This window comes from Streptomyces sp. RGM 3693 (assembly GCF_050471125.1).
GTDB lineage: Bacteria > Actinomycetota > Actinomycetes > Streptomycetales > Streptomycetaceae > Streptomyces.
The window spans coordinates 149,936-174,442 of the sequence record NZ_JBMPPQ010000002.1; the positions used below are offsets into that span (position 1 = coordinate 149,936).

18 protein-coding genes and 1 pseudogene are annotated in these 24,507 nt (G+C 72.0%); 7 read left to right on the top strand and 12 right to left on the bottom strand.

Annotated elements, in window-relative coordinates; genetic code table 11:
• Window positions 1-236: 236 nt before the first annotated feature.
• From ACO0M4_RS17940 to ACO0M4_RS17950, 3 genes are all read left to right on the top strand, one after another.
• Window positions 237-719 (top strand): MarR family winged helix-turn-helix transcriptional regulator, encoded by a 483-nt coding sequence (locus tag ACO0M4_RS17940; RefSeq protein ID WP_430371612.1) that lies wholly within the window; start codon window positions 237-239, stop codon window positions 717-719.
• 20 nt (window positions 720-739) lie between these two features.
• Window positions 740-3,352: an MFS transporter gene (locus tag ACO0M4_RS17945; RefSeq protein WP_430371613.1), complete on the top strand. Its 2,613-nt coding sequence runs from the start codon at window positions 740-742 to the stop codon at window positions 3,350-3,352.
• A 324-nt stretch (window positions 3,353-3,676) separates the two neighbouring features.
• Window positions 3,677-4,519, top strand: a complete 843-nt coding sequence (locus tag ACO0M4_RS17950) for a YceI family protein (protein ID WP_430371615.1) — start codon at window positions 3,677-3,679, stop codon at window positions 4,517-4,519.
• A gap of 93 nt (window positions 4,520-4,612) precedes the next feature.
• On the opposite strand, the gene ACO0M4_RS17955 is transcribed toward ACO0M4_RS17950, so the two are convergent.
• On the bottom strand, window positions 4,613-5,440 hold the full coding sequence (locus ACO0M4_RS17955; RefSeq protein ID WP_430371617.1) for a TrmB family transcriptional regulator: 828 nt from the start codon (window positions 5,438-5,440) through the stop codon (window positions 4,613-4,615).
• A 510-nt stretch (window positions 5,441-5,950) separates the two neighbouring features.
• On the opposite strand from ACO0M4_RS17955, the gene ACO0M4_RS17960 reads away from it, so the two are divergent.
• Together ACO0M4_RS17960 and ACO0M4_RS17965 are read left to right on the top strand one after the other, a co-directional pair.
• The gene (locus tag ACO0M4_RS17960) at window positions 5,951-7,195 is read left to right on the top strand and encodes a S53 family peptidase (RefSeq protein ID WP_430373836.1); all 1,245 of its coding nucleotides are present in this window, start codon (window positions 5,951-5,953) and stop codon (window positions 7,193-7,195) included.
• 190 nt (window positions 7,196-7,385) lie between these two features.
• Window positions 7,386-7,562, top strand: coding sequence for a hypothetical protein (locus tag ACO0M4_RS17965; RefSeq protein WP_430371618.1), 177 nt, complete (start codon window positions 7,386-7,388; stop codon window positions 7,560-7,562).
• Window positions 7,563-7,678: 116 nt separating this feature from the next.
• Here ACO0M4_RS17965 and ACO0M4_RS17970 read toward each other — a convergent pair.
• The 7 genes and pseudogenes from ACO0M4_RS17970 to ACO0M4_RS18000 form a co-directional block, all read right to left on the bottom strand.
• A pseudogene (locus ACO0M4_RS17970) lies at window positions 7,679-8,876 on the bottom strand (RNA-guided endonuclease InsQ/TnpB family protein); the annotation flags it as partial.
• Between the two features lie 377 nt (window positions 8,877-9,253).
• Complete coding sequence (locus ACO0M4_RS17975; RefSeq protein WP_430371619.1) at window positions 9,254-10,027, bottom strand: TetR/AcrR family transcriptional regulator; 774 nt, start codon at window positions 10,025-10,027, stop codon at window positions 9,254-9,256.
• 99 nt (window positions 10,028-10,126) lie between these two features.
• Window positions 10,127-11,713 carry an MFS transporter gene (locus tag ACO0M4_RS17980; protein WP_430371620.1) on the bottom strand — a complete coding sequence of 529 codons (1,587 nt, stop codon included), beginning with the start codon at window positions 11,711-11,713 and terminating at the stop codon, window positions 10,127-10,129.
• Between the two features lie 96 nt (window positions 11,714-11,809).
• Window positions 11,810-14,134 (bottom strand): ArnT family glycosyltransferase, encoded by a 2,325-nt coding sequence (locus ACO0M4_RS17985; protein WP_430371621.1) that lies wholly within the window; start codon window positions 14,132-14,134, stop codon window positions 11,810-11,812.
• Window positions 14,135-14,169: 35 nt separating this feature from the next.
• Window positions 14,170-15,537: a glycosyltransferase gene (locus ACO0M4_RS17990; RefSeq protein ID WP_430371622.1), complete on the bottom strand. Its 1,368-nt coding sequence runs from the start codon at window positions 15,535-15,537 to the stop codon at window positions 14,170-14,172.
• Between the two features lie 80 nt (window positions 15,538-15,617).
• A complete protein-coding gene (locus tag ACO0M4_RS17995; protein WP_430373838.1) occupies window positions 15,618-17,207 on the bottom strand; it encodes a sensor histidine kinase in 1,590 nt (529 codons plus the stop codon).
• A 201-nt stretch (window positions 17,208-17,408) separates the two neighbouring features.
• Window positions 17,409-18,227 carry a response regulator transcription factor gene (locus ACO0M4_RS18000; protein ID WP_430371623.1) on the bottom strand — a complete coding sequence of 273 codons (819 nt, stop codon included), beginning with the start codon at window positions 18,225-18,227 and terminating at the stop codon, window positions 17,409-17,411.
• Between the two features lie 180 nt (window positions 18,228-18,407).
• Between ACO0M4_RS18000 and ACO0M4_RS18005 the strand changes: the two genes are divergently transcribed.
• Window positions 18,408-19,010, top strand: a complete 603-nt coding sequence (locus ACO0M4_RS18005) for an NADPH-dependent FMN reductase (protein ID WP_430371624.1) — start codon at window positions 18,408-18,410, stop codon at window positions 19,008-19,010.
• Window positions 19,011-19,130: 120 nt separating this feature from the next.
• On the opposite strand, the gene ACO0M4_RS18010 is transcribed toward ACO0M4_RS18005, so the two are convergent.
• From ACO0M4_RS18010 to ACO0M4_RS18020, 3 genes are all read right to left on the bottom strand, one after another.
• Window positions 19,131-20,024 (bottom strand): amidohydrolase family protein, encoded by an 894-nt coding sequence (locus tag ACO0M4_RS18010; protein WP_430371626.1) that lies wholly within the window; start codon window positions 20,022-20,024, stop codon window positions 19,131-19,133.
• A gap of 90 nt (window positions 20,025-20,114) precedes the next feature.
• Window positions 20,115-20,975, bottom strand: coding sequence for a DUF2797 domain-containing protein (locus ACO0M4_RS18015; protein WP_430373840.1), 861 nt, complete (start codon window positions 20,973-20,975; stop codon window positions 20,115-20,117).
• A 255-nt stretch (window positions 20,976-21,230) separates the two neighbouring features.
• On the bottom strand, window positions 21,231-22,304 hold the full coding sequence (locus ACO0M4_RS18020) for a GlxA family transcriptional regulator (protein WP_430371628.1): 1,074 nt from the start codon (window positions 22,302-22,304) through the stop codon (window positions 21,231-21,233).
• A 96-nt stretch (window positions 22,305-22,400) separates the two neighbouring features.
• Here ACO0M4_RS18020 and ACO0M4_RS18025 point away from each other — a divergent pair, with 96 nt between their 5' ends.
• Window positions 22,401-23,189 (top strand): NAD(P)H-dependent oxidoreductase, encoded by a 789-nt coding sequence (locus ACO0M4_RS18025; protein ID WP_430371629.1) that lies wholly within the window; start codon window positions 22,401-22,403, stop codon window positions 23,187-23,189.
• An 81-nt stretch (window positions 23,190-23,270) separates the two neighbouring features.
• Here the strand turns inward: ACO0M4_RS18025 and ACO0M4_RS18030 are convergent, their stop codons facing one another.
• Window positions 23,271-24,497, bottom strand: coding sequence for a cytochrome P450 (locus tag ACO0M4_RS18030; RefSeq protein WP_430371631.1), 1,227 nt, complete (start codon window positions 24,495-24,497; stop codon window positions 23,271-23,273).
• Window positions 24,498-24,507: the final 10 nt, after the last annotated feature.

Here is a 24,507-nt window from a genome sequence, read left to right on the forward strand (position 1 = left end):
GGGGCAGGGCGGCACAAACGCCGCGTACACCTTGGCGGGCCGCCCATTTACCGCATTGACCAGCACCTTTACGCACGGAAACGGCTTTCATGGCTCAGTCATGGGTCAGACTTTGCCATTCTCGTACCCGCATCCGCGCCGAATCGTTTGCCTTCAGCAACCAACTTTGCCTATGGTTGCCCCAAGCAACAAAACAACCGCGTAGGTTGCGCAGGTGAAGAGGCGTGGAGGAGCCGGTGGCCGCTCACAGTCAGTACGAAGAGCTGGCCCGGCAACTCAGCGCCATCGGGGCCGTCAAGCGGGAGATGGGGCGGATCCTGCCCCAGGACTGCCCGCCGGCGTCGGCCGGGCTGCTCACGCTCCTCGACCGGCACGGCGAGATGCGGATGAGCCAGCTGGCCGAGCTGCTCGCGATCGACATGTCGGTGACCAGCCGGCACGTCGCGCACGTCGCTGAGCGCGGCTGGATCGAGCGCGAGCCCGATCCGGCGGACAAGCGGTCACGGCTGCTGCGACTGACCCCGAGTGGCAGGGAGCTCCTGGCGGAGCTTTCCGAGCGCTACACCCAGACGCTCGCCCGGTATTTGGACGACTGGACCGACACCGACGTCGGGCACCTCATCGAGCTGCTCGCCAGGCTCCGCACGAGCTTCGGCGACTGCCGTACCCGGGCGCATCACGACTCCCCCGCCACCACCCGTACCCCCGCAGCAGGATGAAAAGGAAGTAAAGGAACTACATGGCTACGACCTCACCAGCCGGTGTGCGGGGCGGGCATGCCAAGCATGGGGGCGGCCACGGCGCTTCCCATGACGGCCCCATGACGCACCGTCAGATCATGGAGGCGCTGTCCGGGCTGCTGCTCGGCATGTTCGTCGCCATCCTGTCCTCGACGATCGTTTCCAACGCGCTGCCGCACATCATCCACGACCTGGGCGGCGGCCAGAGCTCGTACACCTGGGTCGTCACCGCGGCACTGCTGTCGATGACCGCGACCACACCGCTGTGGGGCAAGCTCTCCGACCTGTTCAGCAAGAAGGCGCTCGTCCAGGTCGCCCTGATCATCTACGTCGGCGGTTCGGTCGTCGCCGGTCTGTCGCAGAACACCGGCATGCTGATCGCCTGCCGTGTGGTGCAGGGCATCGGCGTGGGCGGTCTGTCCGCGCTGGCCCAGATCGTGATGGCCGCGATGATCTCCCCGCGGGAGCGCGGGCGTTACAGCGGCTACCTGGGCGCGACCTTCGCGGTCGCCACCGTCGGCGGACCGCTCCTCGGCGGCGTCATCACCGACACCAGCTGGCTCGGCTGGCGCTGGTGCTTCTACGTCGGCGTGCCGTTCGCCATCCTCGCGCTGGTCGTGCTCCAGAAGACCCTGAAGCTCCCGGTCGTCAAGCGCGAGGGCGTCAAGGTCGACTGGGCCGGCTCGTTCTTCATCGCCGGCGCGGTCACCCTGCTGCTGGTGTGGGTCACCCTGGCCGGCAAGAACTACGACTGGATCTCCTGGCAGACCTTCGCCATGGTCGGCGGCGCGATCGTGCTCGCGGTGATCTTCGTGATCGTCGAGTCCAAGGCCAAGGAGCCGCTGATCCCGCTGCGGCTGTTCCGCAACAAGACGATCACGCTGGCCACCATCGCCTCGCTGTTCGTCGGCATCGGGATGTACAGCGGCACGGTCTTCTTCTCGCAGTACTTCCAGCTGGCCGAGGGCAAGACCCCGACGATGTCCGGCGTCATGACCATTCCGATGGTCATGGGCCTGTTCCTCTCCTCGATGATCTCCGGCCAGATCATCACCCGTACCGGGCGCTGGAAGATCTTCCTCGTCAGCGGCGGTGTGCTGCTCACCGCGGGCCTCGGCCTGCTGGGCACGCTGCGCACGGACACCCCGTACTGGCACGCCGCCATCTACATGGCGCTGATGGGCCTCGGCGTCGGCATGATGATGCAGAACCTGGTCCTGGCGACCCAGAACCAGGTGGCGCCGCAGGACATCGGATCCGCCAGCTCGCTGGTCACTTTCTTCCGTACCCTCGGTGGTGCCGTGGGCGTCTCGGCGCTCGGCGCGGCGCTCGCCAACCGCGTCACGCACTACGTGACCGACGGCCTCACTGCTCTCGGCCCCAAGGCCGCCGCGGCGGCGAGCCACGGCGGCGGTAGCAGCGACGGGATTCCCGACCTGTCGACGCTGCCCGCCCCGATCCGGTCGATCATGGAGGACGCGTACGGGCACGGCGTCGGTGATGTCTTCCTCTACGCGGCTCCGTTCGCCCTTCTCGCCCTGATCATCACCCTGTTCATCAAGGAGGTCGCCTTGCGCAGCAAGTCCGGTTCGGAGCGCGCCCTCGCCGGAGACGGCGACGGCGACGCGTCCCAGGCCCCCGTGGCCGCCGCGGCACCGGCCCCGCTGGCCGCGTCCGCCCCCGCGTCGGCCGCCGGGGTCGGGGAGCGGGAGCCCGCCCTGGTGGGTGCCGCCCCCTCCATATCCGACGACGACGGTCTGCACACCCCCTCCTGGGCCAAGCCGGCCCCGGCGGCCCAGCCCCTGGCGGCGTACGCGTCCGCCGGCGGCGGTGACGCCACCCCGACCGGTTCCTCGGTCCACGGCTTCGTCCGCAACGCCGAGGGCAACCCGGTGCCCCGCTCCGCCGTCACGCTGATCTCGCTCAGCGGCCGGCAGTTGGGCCGCTCGGTCGCCCAGGCCAACGGCTCGTACGCGCTGCAAGCGCCCGGCGCCGGCTCGTACGTCCTGATCGCGGCGGCCGACGGCCACCAGCCGCAGGCGTCCACGGTCGTCATCGGCGAGGCGCCGCACGGCTACGACATCCTGCTCAGCGGCACCAGCGGCCTGACCGGCCAGGTCCGCAACGCGATCACCGGCGAACCGGTGGGCGACGCGATGGTCGTCGTCACCGACGTCCGCGGCGAGGTGCTCGCCACCGGCCGGACCTCCGCCGAGGGCACCTTCTCCTTCGGCGAACTGGCCCCCGGCACCTACACCGTGGCGGTCAACGCGGCGAGCTTCCGGCCCACCGCCCAGCCCGTCGAGATCGGCGGCCAGGGCACCACCCGGACCGAGATCGAGCTGCTGTCCGGCGCCCGGGTGCAGGGTGTCGTCCGGGCCGGGGCGGACCGCGCCCCGCTGGCCGACGCCCGGGTCACCCTGGTCGACGCGGCCGGCAACGTCGTGGCCACCTCCACCACCGGTGCGGACGGCGCCTACGCCTTCACCGACCTGGACGCCGGCGACTACACGGTCATCGCGAGCGGCTACCCGCCGGTCGCCTCCGGCCTGGCCATCAACGCCGGCGGGCTGGACGGCCACGACGTCCAGCTCGCCCACCCCGGGGACTGACCCCGGACCCGGGCCGCGCGACCGCGACGGCCCGGGCGACACACCCCGGACCGGGGCGCGCATTGAGCGGAGACGCGCCCCGGCCCGGACCCGGGACTCCGGCGGCGGCGCTGCGCACAGGCAGGGGACGGCCTGCACGCCGCCGCCGGAGTCCACCCCTCCACCGACCGGCCGGGGAACGGTACGCACCGGGGGCCGGACCGGGACCACCCGGGCCCGCAGGGCCCGACGGACCACACGCTCACACGGACACACGCACGGACAGGCACGGCACGTACCCGCACCACACGGCACGTACCGGCACTGAACGGGAGAGGCACGTAAATGACTTCGACGGGCGCGGGAGCTGCGGGAGTACGGGCGCAGGTCCGCACGCGGGACGGCTGGGCGGTACAGCACGCCGTGCTGACCGTCACCGACATGACGGGCGCGCAGGTGTTGCGCGCGTCCGCCGACGAGGACGGCGCGGTGCGCAGCGCGGAGCCGCTGCCCGCCGGCCCCTACACGGTCATCGTGACCGCCGTCGGCTACGCACCGGTCGCCTCCAGCGCGATCGTCACGGCCAGCGGCCGGATGGACGTCGGCAACATCGTCCTGGCCCGGCAGGGCGGCGTGGAACTCCCGCCGCCGGGCCCCTGGACCATCGACCCCATGCACTCCACGGTGGCCGCGGTCGCCCAGCACCTGGGCATCTCCAGCGTGCACGGCCGCTTCACCGAGTTCAGCGGCCGGATCGACATCGCCGAGGACGTCGAGAAGTCCCGGGTGGAGGCGGTCATCAAGGCCGGGTCGGTCGACACCGGCAACGGCATGCGCGACGGCCACCTGCGCAACGAGGACTTCCTCAACGTCGAGGTCTACCCGCAGATCACCTACCGCAGCACCGGTCTCGAACCGGCCGGCCCGGACCGCTGGACGGTGCACGGCGACCTCTCGCTGCACGGCGTGGTCCGCCCCGTCGACCTCGACCTCAGCTACCTGGGCACCGGCCCGGACCCGTGGGGCGGCGTCCGTGCCGCCTTCCGCGCCACCGCGGAACTGCGCCGCGAGGACTTCAAGATGAACTACAACCAGGTCGTGGCCGCCGGTATAGCGGCCATCGGCACCACCCTCAAGGTCGAACTGGACATCCAGGCCGTCCAGGGCGAGAGCCTGCCCATGGGCTGATCAGCCGTCCGAGCGGTGGCCGACGCGAGTCCGTGCGCGTCCACGCCAAGGGGCGGGCCCCGGCGATTCTTTCGCCGGGGCCCGCCCCTTCGGCTACGTCCGGAGCACCGCACGCGGCTCCGGGGCGGTGGCCGCGGTCTCCCACACCGTCAGGAAGGCCAGCCGCAGACAGGCCGCGAGCGCCGGGTGCTCGATGACCAGGGCGGTGGTGGAGTCCGCGCCGGCCACCGGGTCGGGCATGTCGCACAGGACCACCGAGGCGTCGGCGATGACGAGTTTGAGGGGGAGGTCCGCGGTGAAGCGGGCCTCCTCGCCGGCTTCCGCGAAGCTGCGGACGTTGGCGAGCATGCCGGCGTCCTCCAGGGCTCCGGAGGAGTAGATGGCGCGGATGGTCCCGCCGGCCCGGTGCAGCCGGCGGGCGGCCGCCATCCCCTCGGCGTTCTCCGCCGGAGCGACGAACGGCGGCTTGCAGAAGCTCAACAGCTCGCGGCGGGCCTGCCGTTGGATGTCGGCGAACCGTTCGGAGATCGCCGTCGGGTCGCGCAGGATCTCCACGTAGTCGAGCGGGTCGCTGTGCCCGCGGCCGTCTGTCCACAGCGGCTGGAGGGACGCGGCCAGGGTGTCGGAGGCGCGCTCCAACCGTTCCAGGGACTCGCGTTGCAGCGCCACCAGCCGGGCGACGGCCAATTCCGGGGCGACGGCCGAATAGGTCGCCACCCGTCCGGGGTGCGTATTGGCCAGTCGCCGCCGGACCAGCGCGTCCAGCACGTCGTACACCCGCTGGCGCGGTACGTCCGCCTCGCGGGCGACCTCGGCCGCCGTGTACGACTCCCGCCTGATCAGGGCGAGATAGACCCGTGCTTCGTAGCGGGCCAGGCCCAGCGCGACGAGGTTGCCCACCGCGTCCTCTTCCAACTCCATGACGCACCAAGGTATCGGGCCGCGCCGCCGGGCGGGCGGGTGTCCGGCGGGCCACCAAAAGCGGACCAGAAGAAGGCTTTGCCGTAACCCGGTGTCCCTTTGACGGTGTGTTCACTACTTTCCTAACAAGCCACCACTGACCGGGGTGGCACCATCGAGTGCACGTGCGCGACGCACCACCGGATTCGTACGGAGTCCACGGGGGGCCGGACGTCATGCCTGTGACGTGACGGGGCACCGTGCGGAGGTCTGCGCGCCATACCTCCGCATCAGCGCCTGTCATGTGCGTGACATGCCGTCCGGACCGCGCGACTCCGCGGATCCGCCCCTCAGCACCACCGGCACCACCGCACCACCGGCACCACTGCGTTTTGCACCGCACCCGCACCCCCCACCCGGCGTCCGCGGACCGTCGGCCGCCGGTTCCTCTCTCCCCCCACGGAGGTCACTCCCTTGCCTTCCCTGCGACAGAGCACGGCAGACAACGGCAGAACGGACCGCACCGGAGGGCTGGCGCGCCGCGGCGTCCCGGCCCTGCTGTCGGCGGCCACCCTCGTCATCGGCGGCCTGATCGCCGCCGCCCCGGCGGGCGCCGCCCCGGCCCCGATCGCCCCGCACGCGTCCCCCACCGCGTCGAAGACCACTTCCGTCCCCACCCACCGCCTGTGCGCGGAGCCGGCCAAGCCCGGCTACATGGCCTGCAACGCGGTGGCCCGGACGGACGTGAAGCAGAGCCTCGCGCTCGGCCGCCACCTCACCCCGTCCGGCTTCGGCCCCAGCGACCTGCAGAGCGCCTACAACCTGCCGAAGACCGCCGGTTCCGGGCAGACCGTCGCGATCGTCGACGCCAACGACGACCCCAACGCCGAGAAGGACCTGGCGACCTACCGCAAGCAGTACGGCCTGCCGGAATGCACCACCGCCAACGGCTGCTTCAAGAAGGTCGACCAGAACGGCGGCACCAAGTACCCGGCGCCGGACGCCGGTTGGGCCGGCGAGATATCGCTCGACGTCGACATGGTCAGCGCCTCCTGCCCCTCCTGCCACATCCTGCTGGTCGAGGCGAACAGCGCCAACATGGACGACCTGGGTGCGGCCGTGAACCGCGCGGTCACCATGGGCGCCAAGTTCGTCTCCAACAGCTACGGCGGCCCCGAGGACTCGACCGACACCACCTCGGACGACAAGTACTTCAAGCACCCGGGCGTGGCGATCACCGTCAGCTCCGGTGACAGCGGCTACGGCGTCGAGTACCCGGCGGCCTCGCAGTACGTCACCGCGGTCGGCGGCACCTCGCTCAAGAAGGACAGCGGGACCCGCGGTTGGACCGAGTCGGTCTGGGGCACCACGGCGGGCGGCGAGGGTGCCGGCTCCGGTTGCTCCCAGTACGACGCCAAGCCGTCCTGGCAGAAGGACACCGGCTGCGCCAAGCGCACCGTCGCGGACGTCGCCTCGGTCGCCGACCCGGCCACCGGCCTCGCGGTCTACGACAGTTACCAGGCCAGCGGCTGGAACGTGTACGGCGGCACCAGTGCCTCCGCCCCGTTCATCGCCGGCGTCTACGCCCTCGCGGGGGCCCCGGGCGCGTCCGACACCCCGGCCTCGTACCCGTACACCCACGCCTCGGCGCTGAACGACGTCAGCAGCGGTGCCAACGGCTCCTGCTCGCCGTCGTACCTGTGCACCGCGGGCAAGGGCTACGACGGCCCGACCGGCCTCGGCACCCCGAACGGCACCGCGGCCTTCATCAAGTAACCCACCCACCGGCGGCCTGACCCGGCCCCGCGCGGTCCCCGGACCGCGCGGGGCCGGTCGGGGGCCGCCCCACCGACCGTCGCAGTCCGGCGCCCGCCCGACGAACCGGACTGCGACCCCCAACCAGTGGGCCCGGACCGTTCCCGACCGGTCCGGGCCCGCGCCCGTACCAACCTGGTGGCGGTGTGACATGACCCAGTCGTGCCCGGTCCGGACGCCCCGGCTCTGCGGGGCGACCCGGCCGAAGGCCAGCAACAACCCCCGGCCCTGCGCACGGACCGAACACCCCGAGGGGCAGCACATCGACCGGCAGGGCGTCGCGTGGTCGGAGCGGGCGGACGCCCCGTGGCGGGCGGACGCCTCATAGCGGGCGGACGCCTCGTAGCGGGCGTCCGGCACGCCCGGACGGACGCGCCTACTTGACTCCTCCTCCTCGTAAACGAGGGGGATTCCTAGCTCACGTTGCCTGCGGACCGGCGGGCGTGCAGGTCTTACACGATCAGCACCAGCCGGGTTGCAGACCAGCCCGGGCCAGCATCACGCGGGCGGAGTTCTTGTCTCGGGGCGAGACGGCTCCGCATGCGGTGCAGGCATACGTTCGTTCCGAAAGAGGGAGTGCGTGCTTGGTTCTCGCTCCGCACTGTGCGCAGTCCATGGTGGTGTGCGCGGGGTGGACAAGGTGCACAATGCGCCCGTGCTTGCGGGCCATCTCGACCAGGGCCGCCTTCGTCGCCCCGATCGCGGCGTCGGCTGCTTTGCGCGCCATGGTCGACTTCGCCAGGAACTTCGGGCGGAAGTCCTCGACGGCCAAAGCATCATGGTCACGGACGACCTTCTTGGCCCACTTGCGGCCGGTGTCCTGCCGCTGACGGGCCACCTTCTTGTGAAGCTTGGCAGTCTGCAGCTTCGCCGCGCGGTAGCCCTTCGATGCCGCCTGACCCTTGGCCGGCCTGCGGCGGGACATCATCCGCTGGTAGCGGGCGAGTTTCTGCGCGGCTGTGCGGCCGTGCTGGGCGTGGGGAAGGTCGTGTGCGTCGCTGGTGGTGGTCGCGGTCTCGCAAACGCCCCAGTCGATGCCGATCACACGCCCGGTTTCGGGAAGGTGCTCGGTGGTCGTGGCGACGACGAACGACGCGTACCAGGCTCCGGTGCTGTCGCGGTACACACGTACCGAACTGGGTGGCTTGGGGAGGTCCCGCGACCATACCGGCCGTACGACGATGCCGCTGGCCAGGTGCAGTCGTCCGTCTTTGAGGCGGAACCCGCGCCGGGTGTAGTTGAGCGTGGCAAGCGCCTCGCGCTTCTTCTTGTACCGGGGCATCCCGGCCCGCTGCCGCACCGGCAACCGCGCCTTGATGTCCCCCAGGGCCTTCGCCCGCGATGTGGCGAAGTCGCGTATGAGCTGCTGCTGAGGAACGCTCGCGCCCTGTGCCAGCCATGGTGTACGCGATCGGGCTTCGGTCAGCATCCTGTCGAGCCGGGCCGGACCGCACGTCACCTTCTCGCCGGTCGCCTGGTTGTGCGCGTGCACGGCCTTCGACTTGGCCACGGACTCGTTCCAGATCCACCGGCACCGGTCCCACTCCGCTTCGAGCGCGGACCGTGCACCGGACGACGTACGCAGGCGGAAGGTGTAACGAGCATGCCCGGAACCCTCCACCGTCTGCGCTGCAGTCGTCATAAACCCGAACCTACCTGGGAGGACTGACAGTTGAGAACAATCGATCTCAGCGGGCTCGCTCACGCCCATTCGGGATGGACGCCGGATCACCCTGACGGCGATCCCGCTACCCCTGCCCTGCTCCGCAGGAGTCCGATTCCTCCCCGCCCCAAAGGACGGGGCGTCCTCGGAGGGATCAGGTGACTGCCTGGACGCGCCGTTCCGCCCCGCGCGATCGGTGTACAACCACGACTACGCGGCCGCGTCGTTCTACGCGTCACCGCGCTGCTCGGTCCGCGTCGGCGCACTGGAACCCGGCGGCGCGGCCCGGTCGGTCTCCCTCGCCAGCTGGCGCTGAGGCCGCGGCGGCGCCGGTGCCCTCACCGGGTGGGGGCGCTTCAGTCCGCCTGGCCGGCCCGCATCGCGTCGATGCCCGCGATCTGGAGGTCCAGGGCGAAGGCGAAGTCGCGTTCGAGCATGTCGCAGGCGTTGCCCTCGCCCATGGCGTAGCCGGCGCGGCTGGAGAGCTCCCGCATCTCGACGAACTCGGGGCGGTCCGAGATCGCGGCGACGACCTGGGTGAAGTAGTCGTCGAGGCTGATGCCGGCGGCGCGGCAGCGCGCCTCGTGGAGGGACCGGATGGTCGCGAAGCCGTAGACGAACTGGAAGACCGAGGCGAGCGCGCCGGAGGTGTGGTCCGGGCCCAGCCCGCTGCGCGCCATCACGCGCAGGGTGGCGTTGGAGAAGGCCGTGGAGTGCGGCCCGATATTGATGACCTCGCCGAGCAGTCGGGGCGCCCAGGGGTGGCGCAGCAGGACGTCGCGGTAGGAGCGGGCCAGGCCGCGGAGTTGGTCGCGCCAGTCGACGGCGTCGTCGGACGCGTCGGGGAGCGTCATCTCGCCGGCCACCGCGTCCACGGCCAGTTCCAGGAGGTCGTCCTTGGTGTCGACGTACCAGTAGAGGGACATCGCGGTGACGCCGAGTTCGGCGGCGAGGCGCCGCATGGAGAACTTGGCCAGCCCCTCGGCGTCGAGCAGCCGGACCGTCGCCCCGACGATCTTCTCCAGGTCGAGTCCGGCCGGCTGCTCCGCCTTCCTCCTCAGCGGAGGGCGTTCGGTCAGCCAGACGCTGTGCGGCCGCTGCTTGGCGCGCCCGTTCGTCGCTGCTGCCATGGCGCCCCTCCTCGGGTCGTGCGGGTCGTGCAGGTCGTGCGGGCGGTGGGGGCCGCCGGACCGGACGGGACGGGTGTGACGTCCCGTCCGGTGTCGATGCTATTCCGCCGGGGCCGGGGCGGGGCTGGGGCCGGCGCCCTGGCCTGCGGTCTCCCCGCCGCCCTGGGCCTCGGAGCCGCCCGCGCCGCTGCCGGCCCGTTCCGCGCGGCGCAGCAGGACCGCGGCGAGCATCCCGCCGAGGAAGACGGCCACCGCACCGACCAGCTGGCTGGTGCCGATACCGGACGCGAAGGCGTCGTGGACGGCGGTGCGCTCCTCGGCCGTGTGCGTCCGGGCGAGGGCCGCGGGGAGTGAGCCGGCGCCCGCGGCGACCAGCGGAATCAGCGCGGCGAAGCGGGAGTTGAGGACCGCGCCGAGCACCGCGACGCCCAGGCCCTGGCCGAACTCCATCAGGGTGCCGTTGACCCCGGCGCCGACGCCGGCCTTGGCGGGCGGGATCGCGGACATGACGGCATTGGCCATCGTCGGCATCGCGATCGCCACGCCGATGCCCATGATGATCAGGCCCGCCAGCAGGCCGCCGTAGCTGTGCGCGCCGAGCAGCGAGATCGCGGCGAGGCCGACGGACAGCAGGGTCATACCGGAGACGATCATGCCCGGGGTGCCACCGAGGCGGGGCGCCAGCCGGGCGCTCAGGCCGGTGAAGTTGATCAGCACGACGGTGAGGGCGAGCGGCGCCATCCGCAGACCGGCGTCCAGCGGGCCGTAGCCGAGCACCAGTTGGAGGTGCTGGGTGAGCAGGAAGATCGAGCCGCCCATCCCGAAGGCCACCAGGATGCCGCCGGAGACCGCGCCGATGAACCGGCGGTTGCGGAAGAAGTGCATGTCCAGCATGGGGTGCGGGATGCGCAGCTCCCAGAAGGCGAAGAGGGCCAGGCCCACGATGCCGATCGCGGCCGAGACCAGCACCCGGCCCGACGTCCAGCCGGTCACCGGACCGGAGATGATCGCGAAGACCACGCCGACCATGCCGATCATCGACAGCAGGGCGCCCAGCATGTCCGGGCGCTCACCACCGTGGCTCTTGGACTCCGGGACGAGGGCGAGGACGGCCACCAGTGCTATCGCCGTGACCGGGAGGTTGACCAGGAACAGCGAGCCCCACCAGAAGTGGTCCAGGAGCGTGCCGCCGATCAGCGGCCCGGCGGCGAAGCTCAGGGAGTTCACCGAGCTCCAGATGCCGATGGCCTTCGGGCGTTCGGCGTCGTCGAAGATCTGCATGGTGACGGCGAGGGTGGTGGTGACCAGCAGTGCGCCGCCGATCCCCATCACGGCACGGGCGCCGATCAGTTGGCCGGGCGATTGGGCGAGGGTGGCACCCAGCGATGCCAGGCCGAACAGCGCCAGGCCGACGACGAGCATCTTCTTCCGGCCGTAGCGGTCGGCGGAGTTGCCGGCGATCAGCAACAGGCCGGACTGGACCAGCGAGTAGGCGTTGAGCATCCACTGGACGTCGGCGGTGGTGGCGCCCAGCTCTTCGGTGAGGGACGGGACCGCGACGTTCAGCACGGTGTTGTCGAGGACCACCGTGAGCTGCGCGAGGCAGATGACGGCGAGGATCAGCCAGCGGGTCGCGGGCCGGCCCGGCGGCTGGAGTGTGGTGGCGTCGGGGGCCACGGCGGACATACGAGCTCCCTGTACGGTGCGAGCGGATGACTTACACCGTACAGGGACTCTTATACGCCGTACATCTGTTTTCGGCCGGGGTGGTGCCCCCCGCTGCTACGCCTTCCGCTGGGTCAGGTCGTAGAAGGTGGCGCCGCCGACGGTGACCTTCTTGAAGGTCTTCTCGATCCAGGCGCTGATCTGCGTCGCGGGGCCCTGCTCGGCGCGGCCGCCACCGGGCATCCCCTGGCCGCCGGCCTGCTTGCCCTCAGCACCGCCCGGGGCGGCGCGGAACATGCCCCGCTCCCCCACGATGAAGTAGTGGATCTTCCCCTCCGCCACGTAGCGCTGGAACTGGGCGAGGGTCGGCGACGGGTCACTCCCGTTGAAGCCGCCGATCGCCATCACCGGCTTCTGGGTGGCGAGTTGGTAGCTCGCGGCGTTCTGGGAGCCGACGGCCGCGGCGGCCCAGGTGTACCGGTCGGCGTTCCGCTCCACCAGGCGCTTGGCCTGGTCGCTCACCGAGGCGCCGTTGAGCAGACCGCCCATACCGGCCGCCCCGCGCGTCCGGCCGCCGTGCCCCTTGGTGCCACCCGGCTGGCCGGGGCCGCCGCCCATCTGGCCGGCGCCGGGGAAGCCCTGGCCGCCGGGGAAGCCCTGGCCGCCCTTGTTCCGCCCGCCGGCGCCGCCCGGCAGGACGATCTTGTTGCCGCCCTTCCAGAACGTCCGCCCCCGACCGCCGCCGGGGAAGTTCCCGCCGCCCTGGACCGCGGGGCCGGCGGTGATGATCGAGCCGCCCTTGGGGGTGTTGATGGTGTCCAGGCTGTACGCGAGGGGGCCGGCCAGCGCCGTCGCCACCCCAAGCCCGGCCGCCACACCGGCCACGACCCCGGCCCGCCACCGCGCCCGCCCCGGCACCCGGCCGTCCACCGGAACACCGTCGACCGGACCGCCGTCCGCCGCACCGCTGCCGGCCGGATCGCCGTCGGCGGGCTCGCCGTCAGCCGCCGACCGTGCGCCCGTCCCTGCCGTCACCAGCAGCCCGAGCGCCGCCAGCAGACCGAGCACCAGCACCGCCCACCGCAGCCACGGCAGCCACTGCGGCGACCGGTCCAGCAGGACGTACGACCAGACCGCGGTCACCCCGACGACCAGCGCCAGCACGCCCCGCGCCAGCCGTCCGCCGCGCCGCCACAGCAGCACCGACCCCATGCCGACCAACGCCGCGATGTACGGGGCCAGTGCGACGTTGTAGTACTGGTGGAAGATCCCGGACATGAAGCTGAAGATGGTGAACGTCATCAGCAGCGCGCCGCCCCACACCAGGAACTCCGTCCGCTGCGCCGCCTGTTCGGCGGCGACCGCGCGCCGCGCCCGCCACAGCACACCGACCGCGGCGATCAGCAGGATCAGTGCGGCGGGCAGCAGCCAGGAGATCTGACCGCCCATGTCGGAGGAGAACAGCCGGGTGATCCCGGTGGCGCCCCAGCCGCCGCCCATACCGCCGCCGCGGTGGCCGCCCCCGACGCTGCCCCGCTCGTTCCCGTCGATCCGCCCCAGGCCGTTGTAGCCGAACGTCAGCTCCAGGAAGCTGTTGGTCTGCGAACCGCCCATGTAGGGACGGGCCGATGCCGGCAGCAGCTCGACGATCGCCACCCACCAGCCGCCGGACAGTACGAGCGCCAGCCCGGCCAGCAGCAGTTGCCCCAGCCGCCTGCGCACCCGGACCGGCGCGCAGCACGCATAGACCACGGCCAGCGCCGGCAGGATCAGCCACGCCTGGAGGGTCTTGGTCAAGAAGCCCAGCCCGAAGCAGACCCCGGCCAGCACCAGCCACTTCGTCCGGCCCGCCTCAAGGGCGCGCAGCACACAGGCGACCGCGCACACCATCAGCAGGCACAGCATCGCGTCCGGGTTGTTGAAGCGGAACATCAGCGCGGCGACCGGGGTGAGCGCCAGCGACCCGGCCGACAGCAGCCCCGCCGCCGCCCCGAAGCGGCGCCGCACGGCCGCGTAGAGCACGCCGACCGCGGCGACGCCCATCAGCGCCTCGGGCACCAGGACCGCCCAGGAGCTCAGCCCGAAGAGCCGCACGGAGAGCTCCATCGGCCAGAGCGAGGCCGGCGGCTTGTCCACGGTGATGGCATTGGCCGCGTCCGAGGAGCCGAAGAAGAACGCCTTCCAACTGACGCTGCCGGCCTGTACGGCGGCCGAGTAGAACTGGTTGGCGTACTTCGACGCCGACAGGTCCCAGAGGTAGAGCGCCGCGGTGACCGCCAACAACGCCAGCAGCGCCGGCCGGGCCCAGCGCGGGTCCTCCGGCCGCCCCCGCACGACCCGCTGGGCGAAGCCGCGCACCGCGGCCGTCCCGGGGGCGGACCGCGGACCGTTCCCCGGCCCTTCCTCCGACACGTGGTCCGCTGCTGCCGGCTGCGGGGCCATCGTTCGCTCCTGCTCCGTATGGGGTGGACGGGGGCTCATCGCGCGCTCCTGCTGAAGTCGTTCCGGTCGTGCGCGTCCTGCGCACCGAGCTTGTTGTCGTGCTCCCCGGGCCGGCCCTGCCCCTCCCCGGCCGCGCGGCCCGCCGCCTCCCGCCGCTCGCGCTCCGGGAACACCCAGGCGCGGAAGAGCAGGAAGCGCAGCACCGTGGCCGCGAGGTTGGCGGCCACCAGCACGGTCAGCTCACTGCCGTGCGAGGGGTTGACGGTGGCGGAGTCGAGGGCCGCGAGCGACCCGCTGGTCAGCGCCAGTCCGATGGCGAAGACCACCAGGCCCTGCGCCTGATGACGGACCGCGCGCTCCCGGCCCCGCACCCCGAAGGTCAGCCGCCGGTTGGCGGCCGTATTGCCCAGGGCCGACACCAACAGGGCGGCGGCGTTGGACACCTGAGGCCCCACGCCGAGCCGGAAGAGGGTGTAGAGGCCGAGGTAGAGCAGCGTGCTCAGCGCCCCCACCACGGCGAACCCGACGACCTGCCGGGCCAGCCCGCCCGGCACCCCGAAGAGTTCCCGGTCCCGGGGGTCGTCGCCGAACGGCCGGGCCAACCGGTCCAACGGCAGCGCACCGGTCGCCAGCGCCCGCCCCACCCGCCACACGCCCTTGAGGTCGTCGGTCGCGGTCCGCACGAGGTGCACGGTGCTGTCCGGGTCGTCCACCCAGTCCACCGGCACCTCGTGGATCCGCAGCCCGGCCCGCTCGGCCAGCACCAGCATCTCGGTGTCGAAGAACCAGCCGGTGTCCTCGATCATCGGCAGCAGCCGCCCCGCGACATCGCCGCGGATCGCCTTGAAGCCGCACTGCGCGTCGGAGAACCGCGCGGCGAGCGAGCCCCGCAGGATCAGGTTGTAGGTGCGCGAGATGAACTCCCGCTTCGGCCCGCGCACCACCCGCGCGCTCCGGCTGAGCCGGGACCCGATCGCCAGGTCCGAATGCCCGGAGATCAGCGGCGCCACCAGCGGCAGCAGCGCGTTGAGGTCGGTGGACAGATCGACGTCCATATAGGCCAGCACCGGCGCCTCGGACAGCGACCACACCGTGCGGAGCGCCCGCCCACGGCCCTTCTGCTCCAGCCGTACGGCGGTGACGTAATCCATCTCGTCGTCCAGCCGGGCGGCGATCCGGGGCGTGTCGTCGGTGCTCGCGTTGTCCGCGATGGTGATCCGGAACCCGTAGGGGAAGGTGCGGACCAGGTGGTCGTGGAGCCGACGCACACAGGGTTCGAGGTCCTTCTCCTCGTTGTAGACGGGGACCACGACATCGAGGACGGTCTCGATCTGGCCCGGGCGCAGATGCTCACGTGGCGGCAGGGAACCCAACGGCGTCGGGCCCGGCGGAGGCGTCGTCATGCCCACGACGGTCGCCAAGGGGCCTGTCACGGCCGTGTGGTGAGGCTGTGCGCGGGCTGTGAGATCAGCGGCCGCGCGCCCTACCCGGACGCCCGCCCGGCCCCCGGCAGCGTCACCGTGAACACCGTCCGCCCCGGGACGCTCGCCACCACCACCGTCCCGCCGTGCGCGGCCACCACCGCCTGCACGATGGCCAGCCCCAGCCCCGTACTGCCCCCGCTCCGACCGCTCCCCGCGGTCCGCGAACGGGACGCGTCGCCCCGCGCGAACCGCTCGAAGACATGCGGCAACAACGCGGCCGGAATCCCGGGCCCGTCGTCCTCGACCTCCAACTGCACCGCGTCCCGCACCACACCAAAAGGACCTGACGCCACCGGCGCCGACCCCACCGGCACTGATCCCACTGGCCCCGCCCCCGCACCGCCCGAGGGCTCCGCCCCCGGTCCCACCCCACTCGGCCATGACCGCCGGACGGTCCGCACCCGGGCGGTCACCGTCGTGCCCTCCGGCGTGTGCGTCCGCGCATTGGCCAGCAGATTGACCAGGATCTGGTGCAGCCGGTCGGCATCCCCGCACACCAGCGCGGGGACGGGCGCTTCCACGTCAGGCAGTTCCAGACGCCAGCGGTGGTCGGGGCCGGCCGCCCGCGCATCGCTCACCGCATCCACCACCAGCGGCGAGAGATCCACCGTCCCGTACGAGAGCGGACGCCCGGAATCGAGCCGGGCGAGCAGCAGCAGGTCCTCCACCAGGCCGGTCATCCGCTCCGCCTCGGACTCGATCCGCCCCAGCGCATGCCGGGTCTCCGGACCGGGCCGCTCCTGCCCGCGCCGGGTCAGCTCGGCATAGCCCCGGATCGACGCCAGCGGCGTCCGCAGCTCATGACTGGCATCGGCGACGAACCGCCGCACCCGCGTCTCGCTCTCCTGACGCGCCGAGAGCGCCGATCCCACGTGCCCCAGCATGCGGTTGAGCGCGGCCCCGACCTGCCCCACCTCCGTACGGGCATCCGCCTCGGCCGCCGGCACCCGCACGTGCAGCGCCACCTCGCCCTGGTGGAGCGGGAGTTCGGACACCCGGGTCGCGGTCGCGGCGACCCGCCGCAACGGCCGCAGCGCGATCCCGACCATGGTCGAGCCCGCGATACCGGCCGCGACCAGCCCGGCGAGCGTCACACAGCATTCGATGAGCACCAGCCGCCCGACCGTGTCGTTCACGCCGCTGAGCGGCATCCCCAGCACCAGCACGCCGTCCCGGGAGTACTGCATCCGGTACGAGCCGAGCCCGGGCAGATCCGTACTGTGCGGCTTGCCGTCCCGGGGCATCCCGTCCAGCACGGCGAGCTGATCCGTACGCAGCGAGGTCAGCCGCTCGGACGGCAGCCGGCTCGTCGAACGGTTCATCCGCGCACCGTCGTCGAGCCGCCCACCGGGCCCGACCCGCGCCCCCACCGACCCGAAGGGCTGGCCGGGCATGGCCACGAACTCCAGCCCCTGGTCCCGCAACGGATCGTGCGGCCGCGGCTCCTCCGCCCGCGTGATGCCCTCGATCAGCTGACGGTCCAACTGCCCCTGCAAATACGAATGCAGCGCAATCGCGGTGACCGTGCTGATCACCGCCCCCACGACGGCGATCAGCACCACCGCCGACACCACCAGCCGCGTCCGCAGCGTCCAGCGCCGCCACCCACCCGACCCGAAAACACCGAACCCGAAACGGGACCGGGTACGGGTGGTACGGGAACCGGAACGGGAATCAGCCGAGGAACCGGAAGGGGAATCGGATGCGGAATCGGAACCGGAACCGGGGCGGGAACCGGGGCGGGAATCGACCCCGGGCGTCGCCGCGACCACGGAAGAGCCCACGGCCCGCTACCCGGCCGGTTTGATCAGATAGCCCGCGCCCCGCCGAGTGTGGATCATCGGATCCCGCCCGGCGTCGATCTTCCGCCTCAAGTACGAGATGTACAGCTCGACGACATTGGCCTGCCCGCCGAAGTCATAGCTCCACACCCGGTCCAGAATCTGCGTCTTGCTGAGCACCCGCCGCGGATTCCGCATCAGATAGCGCAGCAACTCGAATTCCGTGGCGGTCAGATGGATGTCCTGGCCGTCCCGCCACACCTCATGGCTGTCCTCGTCCAGCACCAGTCCGCCCACGGTCAGCAGCGACTCACTGCGCTCGGCGGCCGCACCCGCCCGCCGCAGCAGCCCGCGCAGCCGGGCCACCACCTCCTCCAGGCTGAACGGCTTGGTGACGTAGTCGTCGCCGCCCGCCGTCAGCCCGGCGATCCGGTCCTCGACCGCGTCCTTGGCGGTCAGGAACAGCACCGGCACGTCCGGCACGTCGTTCCGCAGCCGGCCGAGGACGGTCAGCCCGTCCATGTCCGGCAGCATCACATCGAGCACCACCGCGTCCGGCCGCCAGCTCCTGGCACACCGCAGCGCACCCGCGCCGTCGCCCTCCGCCCGGATGTCCCAGCCCTCGTAACGCAGCGCCAGCGACAGCAGATCCGCCAGCGAGGACTCGTCGTCCACGACCAGAACCCGCACCGGACTGCCGTCCGCCCGCAACAACTCCGGCTGCCTGCCGGGCCCCTGCCCGGGCGTCTTGCCGGCCGCCCTCCTGGAGGACGAGCCCGCGGCCGGCGCACGGTACGAAGCTGAGGACGTCGACGAAGTCAGGGTCATGCCAGGCAGCCTGACCTGGGCCTCTGAAAGCTCCCTTGCCGGTTTCTGTGAATCTCCTGAGAATCTCCCCTCCCTTCGGTCAAGGCCGCGGCCACCCAATGGGACGCGCCCACTGGTCCGCGTTCGGCCCCCAGGCCCATCACTCCCGCCCCATCAGGCCACCCCGTAACGTCACCCCCCATGACCCGACTCCTGGCCATTTCCGGCAGTCTCCGCGCCCGCTCCACCAACGGCGCCGTCCTGCGCTCCGCCCTGGAACTCTTCGACGGCCCCACCGCCACCGCGGACATCGGCGCGCTCCCGCACTTCAACCCGGACCTGGACGGCGAGGGCGCCACCCCACCGGCCTCCGTCGCCGCCCTGCGCACCGCCGTCGCCGGCGCCGACGCCCTGCTCATCGTCAGCCCCGAGTACGCCCACGGCGTCCCCGGCGTCCTCAAGAACGCCCTCGACTGGCTGGTCAGCAGCGGCGAATGCGTCGACAAGCCGGTCGCCGTGATCACCGCCTCCCCGTTCCCCACCGGCGGCGACCACGCCAACGCCCAACTCCGCGAAACCCTGCGCATGATGACCGGCCGGGTCATCGCGGACGCCTGCCGGGAGATCCCCGCCATCGGCCCGAAGATCGACCCCGTCACCGAACGCGTCACCGACGGGCCCACCCTCGCCGACCTCCGCACCGCCCTGACCCACCTGGCCACCGCGACCACCAAATCCGCCGAAGCCACCGAAGCCACCGCACCCGCCGAAGCCACCACCGCGGACGCCCCCACCGCCCCATAACGGGAACCGGAACGCGAACGGGAACCGAAGCCGAAGCCGAAGCCGAGGCCGGAACCGGAACCGGAACCGGAACAAGAGCCGAAGCCGGACCCCGCCCCGCCCGCCGGCTGCTCCAGCCCGCTACTCCAGCCCGAACAACCGCGCCCCGTTCCCGTAACAGACGGCCCGCAGCCACTCCTCCCCCAACTCCAGCCGCGCCAGCACCTCCAGCGCATGCGCGTACCCGTACGGCATGTTGGGGAAGTCGCTCCCGAACAGCACCCGGTCGCCCACGTCCAGCAGACGCCCCCGCTCCGCCCTCGGGAACGGCGCGGCCTGCTCGACGAAATCCGTGAAGACCATCGTGGTGTCCAGGCACACCCGGGGATAGCGCGCCGCCAGCTCCAGGAAGTCGACGTACTCCGGCATCCCCATGTGCGCGATGACCAGCCGCAACCGGGGGTGCCGGGCCAGCACCCGGGCGATCGGATCCGGCCCGGTGTGCTTGGCCGCGACCGGCCCCGACCCGCAGTGGGCGACCACCGGAACCCCGGCCTCCGCCAGGAGGCCCCACACCGGGTCCAGGACCGCATCCGCCGGGTCGTACCCGCCCACCTGCACATGCGCCTTGAAGACCCGCGCCCCGCCGGCCAGTTCGTCCGCCACGTACTTGGCGACCCCGTCCTCCGGGAAGAACGTCGCGGTCCGCAGGCAGTCCGGCGTACGGGCCGCGAAGTCCGCCGCCCAGCCGTTCAGCCAACGCGCCATACCGGGCTTGTGCGGATAGACCATCGAAGTGAACGCCCGCACCCCGAAGCCCCGCAGCACCGCCAACCGCTCGTCCTCCTCATAGCGGTAGGCAATCGGCCAGCGACGCCCCACCAGCGGCCCGGCGGCGTCGAAATACGCCCAGACCTTCGCCATCACCCGCTCGGGCATGAAGTGCGTGTGCACATCGATCAGCCCCGGCAGCCCCAGCCCCCGCCAGAACTCCCCGACCCGCCCGTCCCCGTCCACCACAACACGCCCCGCCATACGCCCTCCCACACACCCACTCGCTCGCCCACTCGCACGCCCACGCAGGCGCCCGCCCCACCAGCGCCCCACACAACCCCCACCCGCCCCTCAAAACAACCCTTCCTGCTCCCCTCCCCGCTGTCCGCCCCGCTGCCGGTCCGCCTCCGGGGCCCGCCGCACCGCAACCATCGTCACCCGCCCCCGGGCCGCCCCCAGCACCCACCCGGACAACACCCGCGCGTCCATGACGGCGATCACCCCGCCCGCACCGCCCCCGTCAGCTGCCCCTGCACCGGCCAACCGCAGATACACATCCGCCCCCGCCCCGGCCACGACCTCGCCCACGACCTCCGCCCCGGCGACCAGCCCGCCCAGCTCCGCGACCCCGCCCGCCGGTACCCGCGCCAGCCCGAACAGCTCCGTGTGATCCGCACACGCAAAATCCACCGGCTCCAGCGATTCCGGCCAACCGCCCAACTCCCGTGCCGCACCGTGCAGTTCGGCCAATTCAGCGGCCCGCTCCGGCACCGGAGGCAGCGCCCCGCGCGCCGCCCGCTTCGCCTCCTTCGCGAACCGGTCCGGAATCCCCAGCGCGCTCCCCAACAGCGCCTCCGCCCGCCGCGCCGCCATCAGCGGCCCGCGCCCCAGCCAGGCGTACGCCACCGCCCCCTGCTCCACCAACCGCGCCGCGCCCCGCTCCGCGGCCGTGATCCCCACCTTGACCAGACCGGGCCCGAAGTACGCCAGATAGACGCCGTACGGACGCGGATCATCGGCCATGGTGTCCGCCGCCACCGACCGCGACCGGTCCAGCTGCGCACACCGCGGGCACTGGTCCTTCACCCCCTCGCCGTCCAGCACCGCGCCGTACGGGCAGACGAGCCACCGCCCGGCCCGCCGCACCCCCAGGCACCGCCGCTCCCCGACCGCCGCGAACGCCAGCGCCTTCCCCGGCGGCAGCAGGCTCACCCGCTCGGCGCCCCGCTCCGCGCAGTACCAACCGAGCCGCTGGCCGAACCGCCCCGCCGGCCCGGCCCCCGGCCCGCCGCCCGACCACCGCGGTCCCGTACAACGCCACACACCGTCAGCGTACGACCGCCCACTGACAACGCCCCGGCCCCGCACCCGCCACCCGGACCACACCACCGCCCCACCGGCACCGCCGCCCCACCGGGCCCACCAGCACCAAGACCGGCACGGGCACCGACATCAGCACCGGCACCACTACCCCACAGCCTCCACAGCCTCCATCGCCCCCGCCCCCGCCCCCGCCTCTGCACCCGCCCCCCGGAACGTGCTCCGATAGGCCCGCGGCGACACCCCCAGCGCCACCTGGAAGTGCTGCCGCAGCGACGCCGCCGTCCCGAACCCGGCGTCCGCCGCGACCCGATCCACCGTCAGTGCCGTCTCCTCCAGCAACTGCCGGGCCCGCTCGATCCGTTGCTGCGTCAGCCACTGCACCGGCGACAGCCCCACCTCCTCCCGGAACCGCCGGGTGAAGGTCCGTACGCTCATCGACTCCCGGGCCGCCAGTTCCCGCAGGGTCAGCGGCCGGTCCAGGTGTTCCAGCGCCCAGGCCCGCGCCGCGCCCGTCGACGACACCTGCGGCTCCGGTACCGGCCGCCGCACGTACTGCGCCTGCCCACCCTCCCGGTGCGGCGGCACCACCGTCCGCCGCGCCACGTCGTTGGCCACCGCCGCCCCGTGATCACACCGCACCATGTGCAGGCAGAGATCTACGCCGGAAGCGACCCCGGCCGCCGTCAGCACGTCCCCCTCGTCGGTGTACAGCACATCGGCGTCCAGCTCGATCTGCGGGAACAACCGCCGGAAGTCATCCACCGACCGCCAGTGCGTGGTGGCCCGCCGCCCGTCCAGCAGCCCGGCCGCGGCCAGGACGAACGCCCCCGTGCAGATCGACGCGATCCGGGTCCCCGGCCGGATCCGGGCCAGGGCGTCGGCCATCGGCGGGCTCAGCCGCCCGTCCCGCTGCTCGGTCGCCGGGTCGTAGTCCATCCCGGACGCCGGCAGAACGACGGTGTCCGCGGTCTCCAACGCCTCCGGACCGTGCGCCACGTTGACCGTGAAGTCGGCGTCGGTGCGCACCTCCCCCGGCTCCAACGCGCACGTCACCACCTCGTACAGCTCCTCGCCGGACGCCGCCCTGGCCTCCCCGAAGATCCGGTGCACGATGCCCACTTCGATGGGCAGCATCCCCGGCCGCACCAACACCGCCACCCGGTGCCGCCGCCGTTCGCCCCGGTCCGGCTCCCGCTCGCCCACTCGTACCCACCCCATGACCCGATCCATGGCCCCATCCATGGCCCGATCCTTGCACACCGTGACCATCTGGCCACTCGTCCGCCGTCCGCCCCACCCCGGAGGGTGGGCCCCATGAAGGTCCTCTGGCTGTTCGCCCACCCCGACCACCGCTCCCTCAACGGCGCCCTCAAAACGGAAGGGCTGCGCACCCTCGAAGCCCACGGCCACCAGCACCAGGTCTCCGACCTCTACGCCATGAAGTGGAACCCGGTGGTCGACGCCGCCGACTACGACCACGACCCGACCGACCGCCTCCAGGTGGGCGCCGCCTCCGAACGCGCGTACACCGGCGGCCGGTTGAGCCCCGACATCGCGGCCGAACAGCAGAAACTCGCCTGGGCCGATGCCCTCGTCGTCCAGTTCCCCCTGTGGTGGTACGGCATGCCCGCGATCCTCAAGGGCTGGTTCGACCGCGTCTTCGTCAAGGGCTTCGCGTTCGGTCGCACCGACCCCGCCACCGGCCGCCCGCAGCGCTACGGCGACGGCCCGCTGACCGGCAAACGCGCCCTGGTCATCGTCACCGCCGGCGCCCGCGCCGCCACCCTCGGCCCCCGGGGCGTCAACGGCGACCTCAACGACCTCCTCTTCCCCCTCCAGCACGGCGCCCTCTGGTACACGGGCATGTCCGTCGTCCCGCCCCTCCTGATCCCCGGCGCGGACCGCACCACCCCCGACGCCTACGCCACCGCCACCGCCCGCCTACGCCACCGCCTGCTCACCCTCCCCACCACCGACCCCCTCCCCTTCCGCCACCAGAACACCGGCGACTACGACGACGACCTCCTCCTCCACCCCCACCTCACCCCCACATCCCCCACCGGCCCCTGGGCCCACTACACCGCCCCGCCCCCACACCTCTGACCCCACCCCACACACACCACAGGCCCCGCCGATTCCTCGACGGGGCCTCCGACCTGCTGCTGCGGCATTCGGCCGACGGTTCTACCGGGCCGTTTCCGTCCAGGTGACCGGCAGCGCGTGCACGCCGTAGATGTTCATGTCGGTCTTGAGTTTCACCTCGGCGGCGGGGATGGCGAGCTCAAGGGTCGGGAAGCGACGCAGCAGTCCCTCGAAACCGACCCGCATCTCGATGCGGGCCAGTTGCTGGCCGAGGCATTGGTGGACGCCGTGGCCGAAGGAGAGGTGACCGCGGGCCTTGCGGTGGACGTCGAGGGTGTCGGGGTTGTCGAAGCGCTGGGGGTCGTGGTTGGCGGCCAGCAACGAGACGACGACGGTCGACCCCTTGGTGATGGTTTCACCGCCGAGTTCGATGTCCTCCGTGGCGTAGCGGTAGAAGGTGTCGCCGACGGCCAGGTAGCGCAGGAGTTCCTCGACGGCGTCGGGCAGCAGATCCGGGTTGGCGCGCAGTTCGGCCAGCTGCTCGGGGTGCTCCAGGAGCGCGAAGGTGCCCAGTGCCAGCATGTTGGCGGTGGTCTCGTGGCCCGCGAGCAGCAACAGGAAGGCGATGCCGACCAGTTCCTCGATGCTGAGGTCGTCCTGGCGGGCCAGGTCGGACAGGATGTCCTCGCCGGGTTCGGCCCGCTTGCCCACGACCAGTTCGGCCAGGTACGCGGTTATCGCGCCGTACGCGGCCATCTTGTCGTCGAAGTTCACCTCCCTCTCCATGAACTTGGCGGAGTTGGCCTGGAAGTTCTCCCGGTCCGCGTAGGGGACACCGAGCAGTTCACAGATCACCAGCGAGGGCGCCGGCAGCGCGAACTCCTTGACCAGGTCGACCGGCGGGGTCAGCCGCGCCAGCTCGTCCAGTTGCCGCTCGGTGATCTCGCTGATGCGCTCTTCGAGCTGCTTCATGCGTTTGACGGTGAAGGCGCCGGTGAGCTTGCGCCGCAGCCGGGAGTGGTCCGGCGGGTCCATGCTGATGAACAGGCCCGGCACCTGCGGAGACGGCTCGGTGGCCGCGGGCATGCCGGGGGTCTCGAACGGCACGTGGAGGATGCCGATGTCCTGGCGGGAGCTGAACCGGGTGTCGGCCATGAGCTGGCGGACCGCGTCGTAGCCGGTGACCAGCCAGCCCTCGTGACCATTGGGGAAGATCAGGGGACTGACCGGGCGCGCCTCGCGCAGCTGGGTTATGCGGCGGGGCGGGTCGAAGGGGCTCGCGTCGCGCTCCATCGGGAGGCCGTGCGGGATGGGAGTGGTGTCACTCATCGGTTTTCCT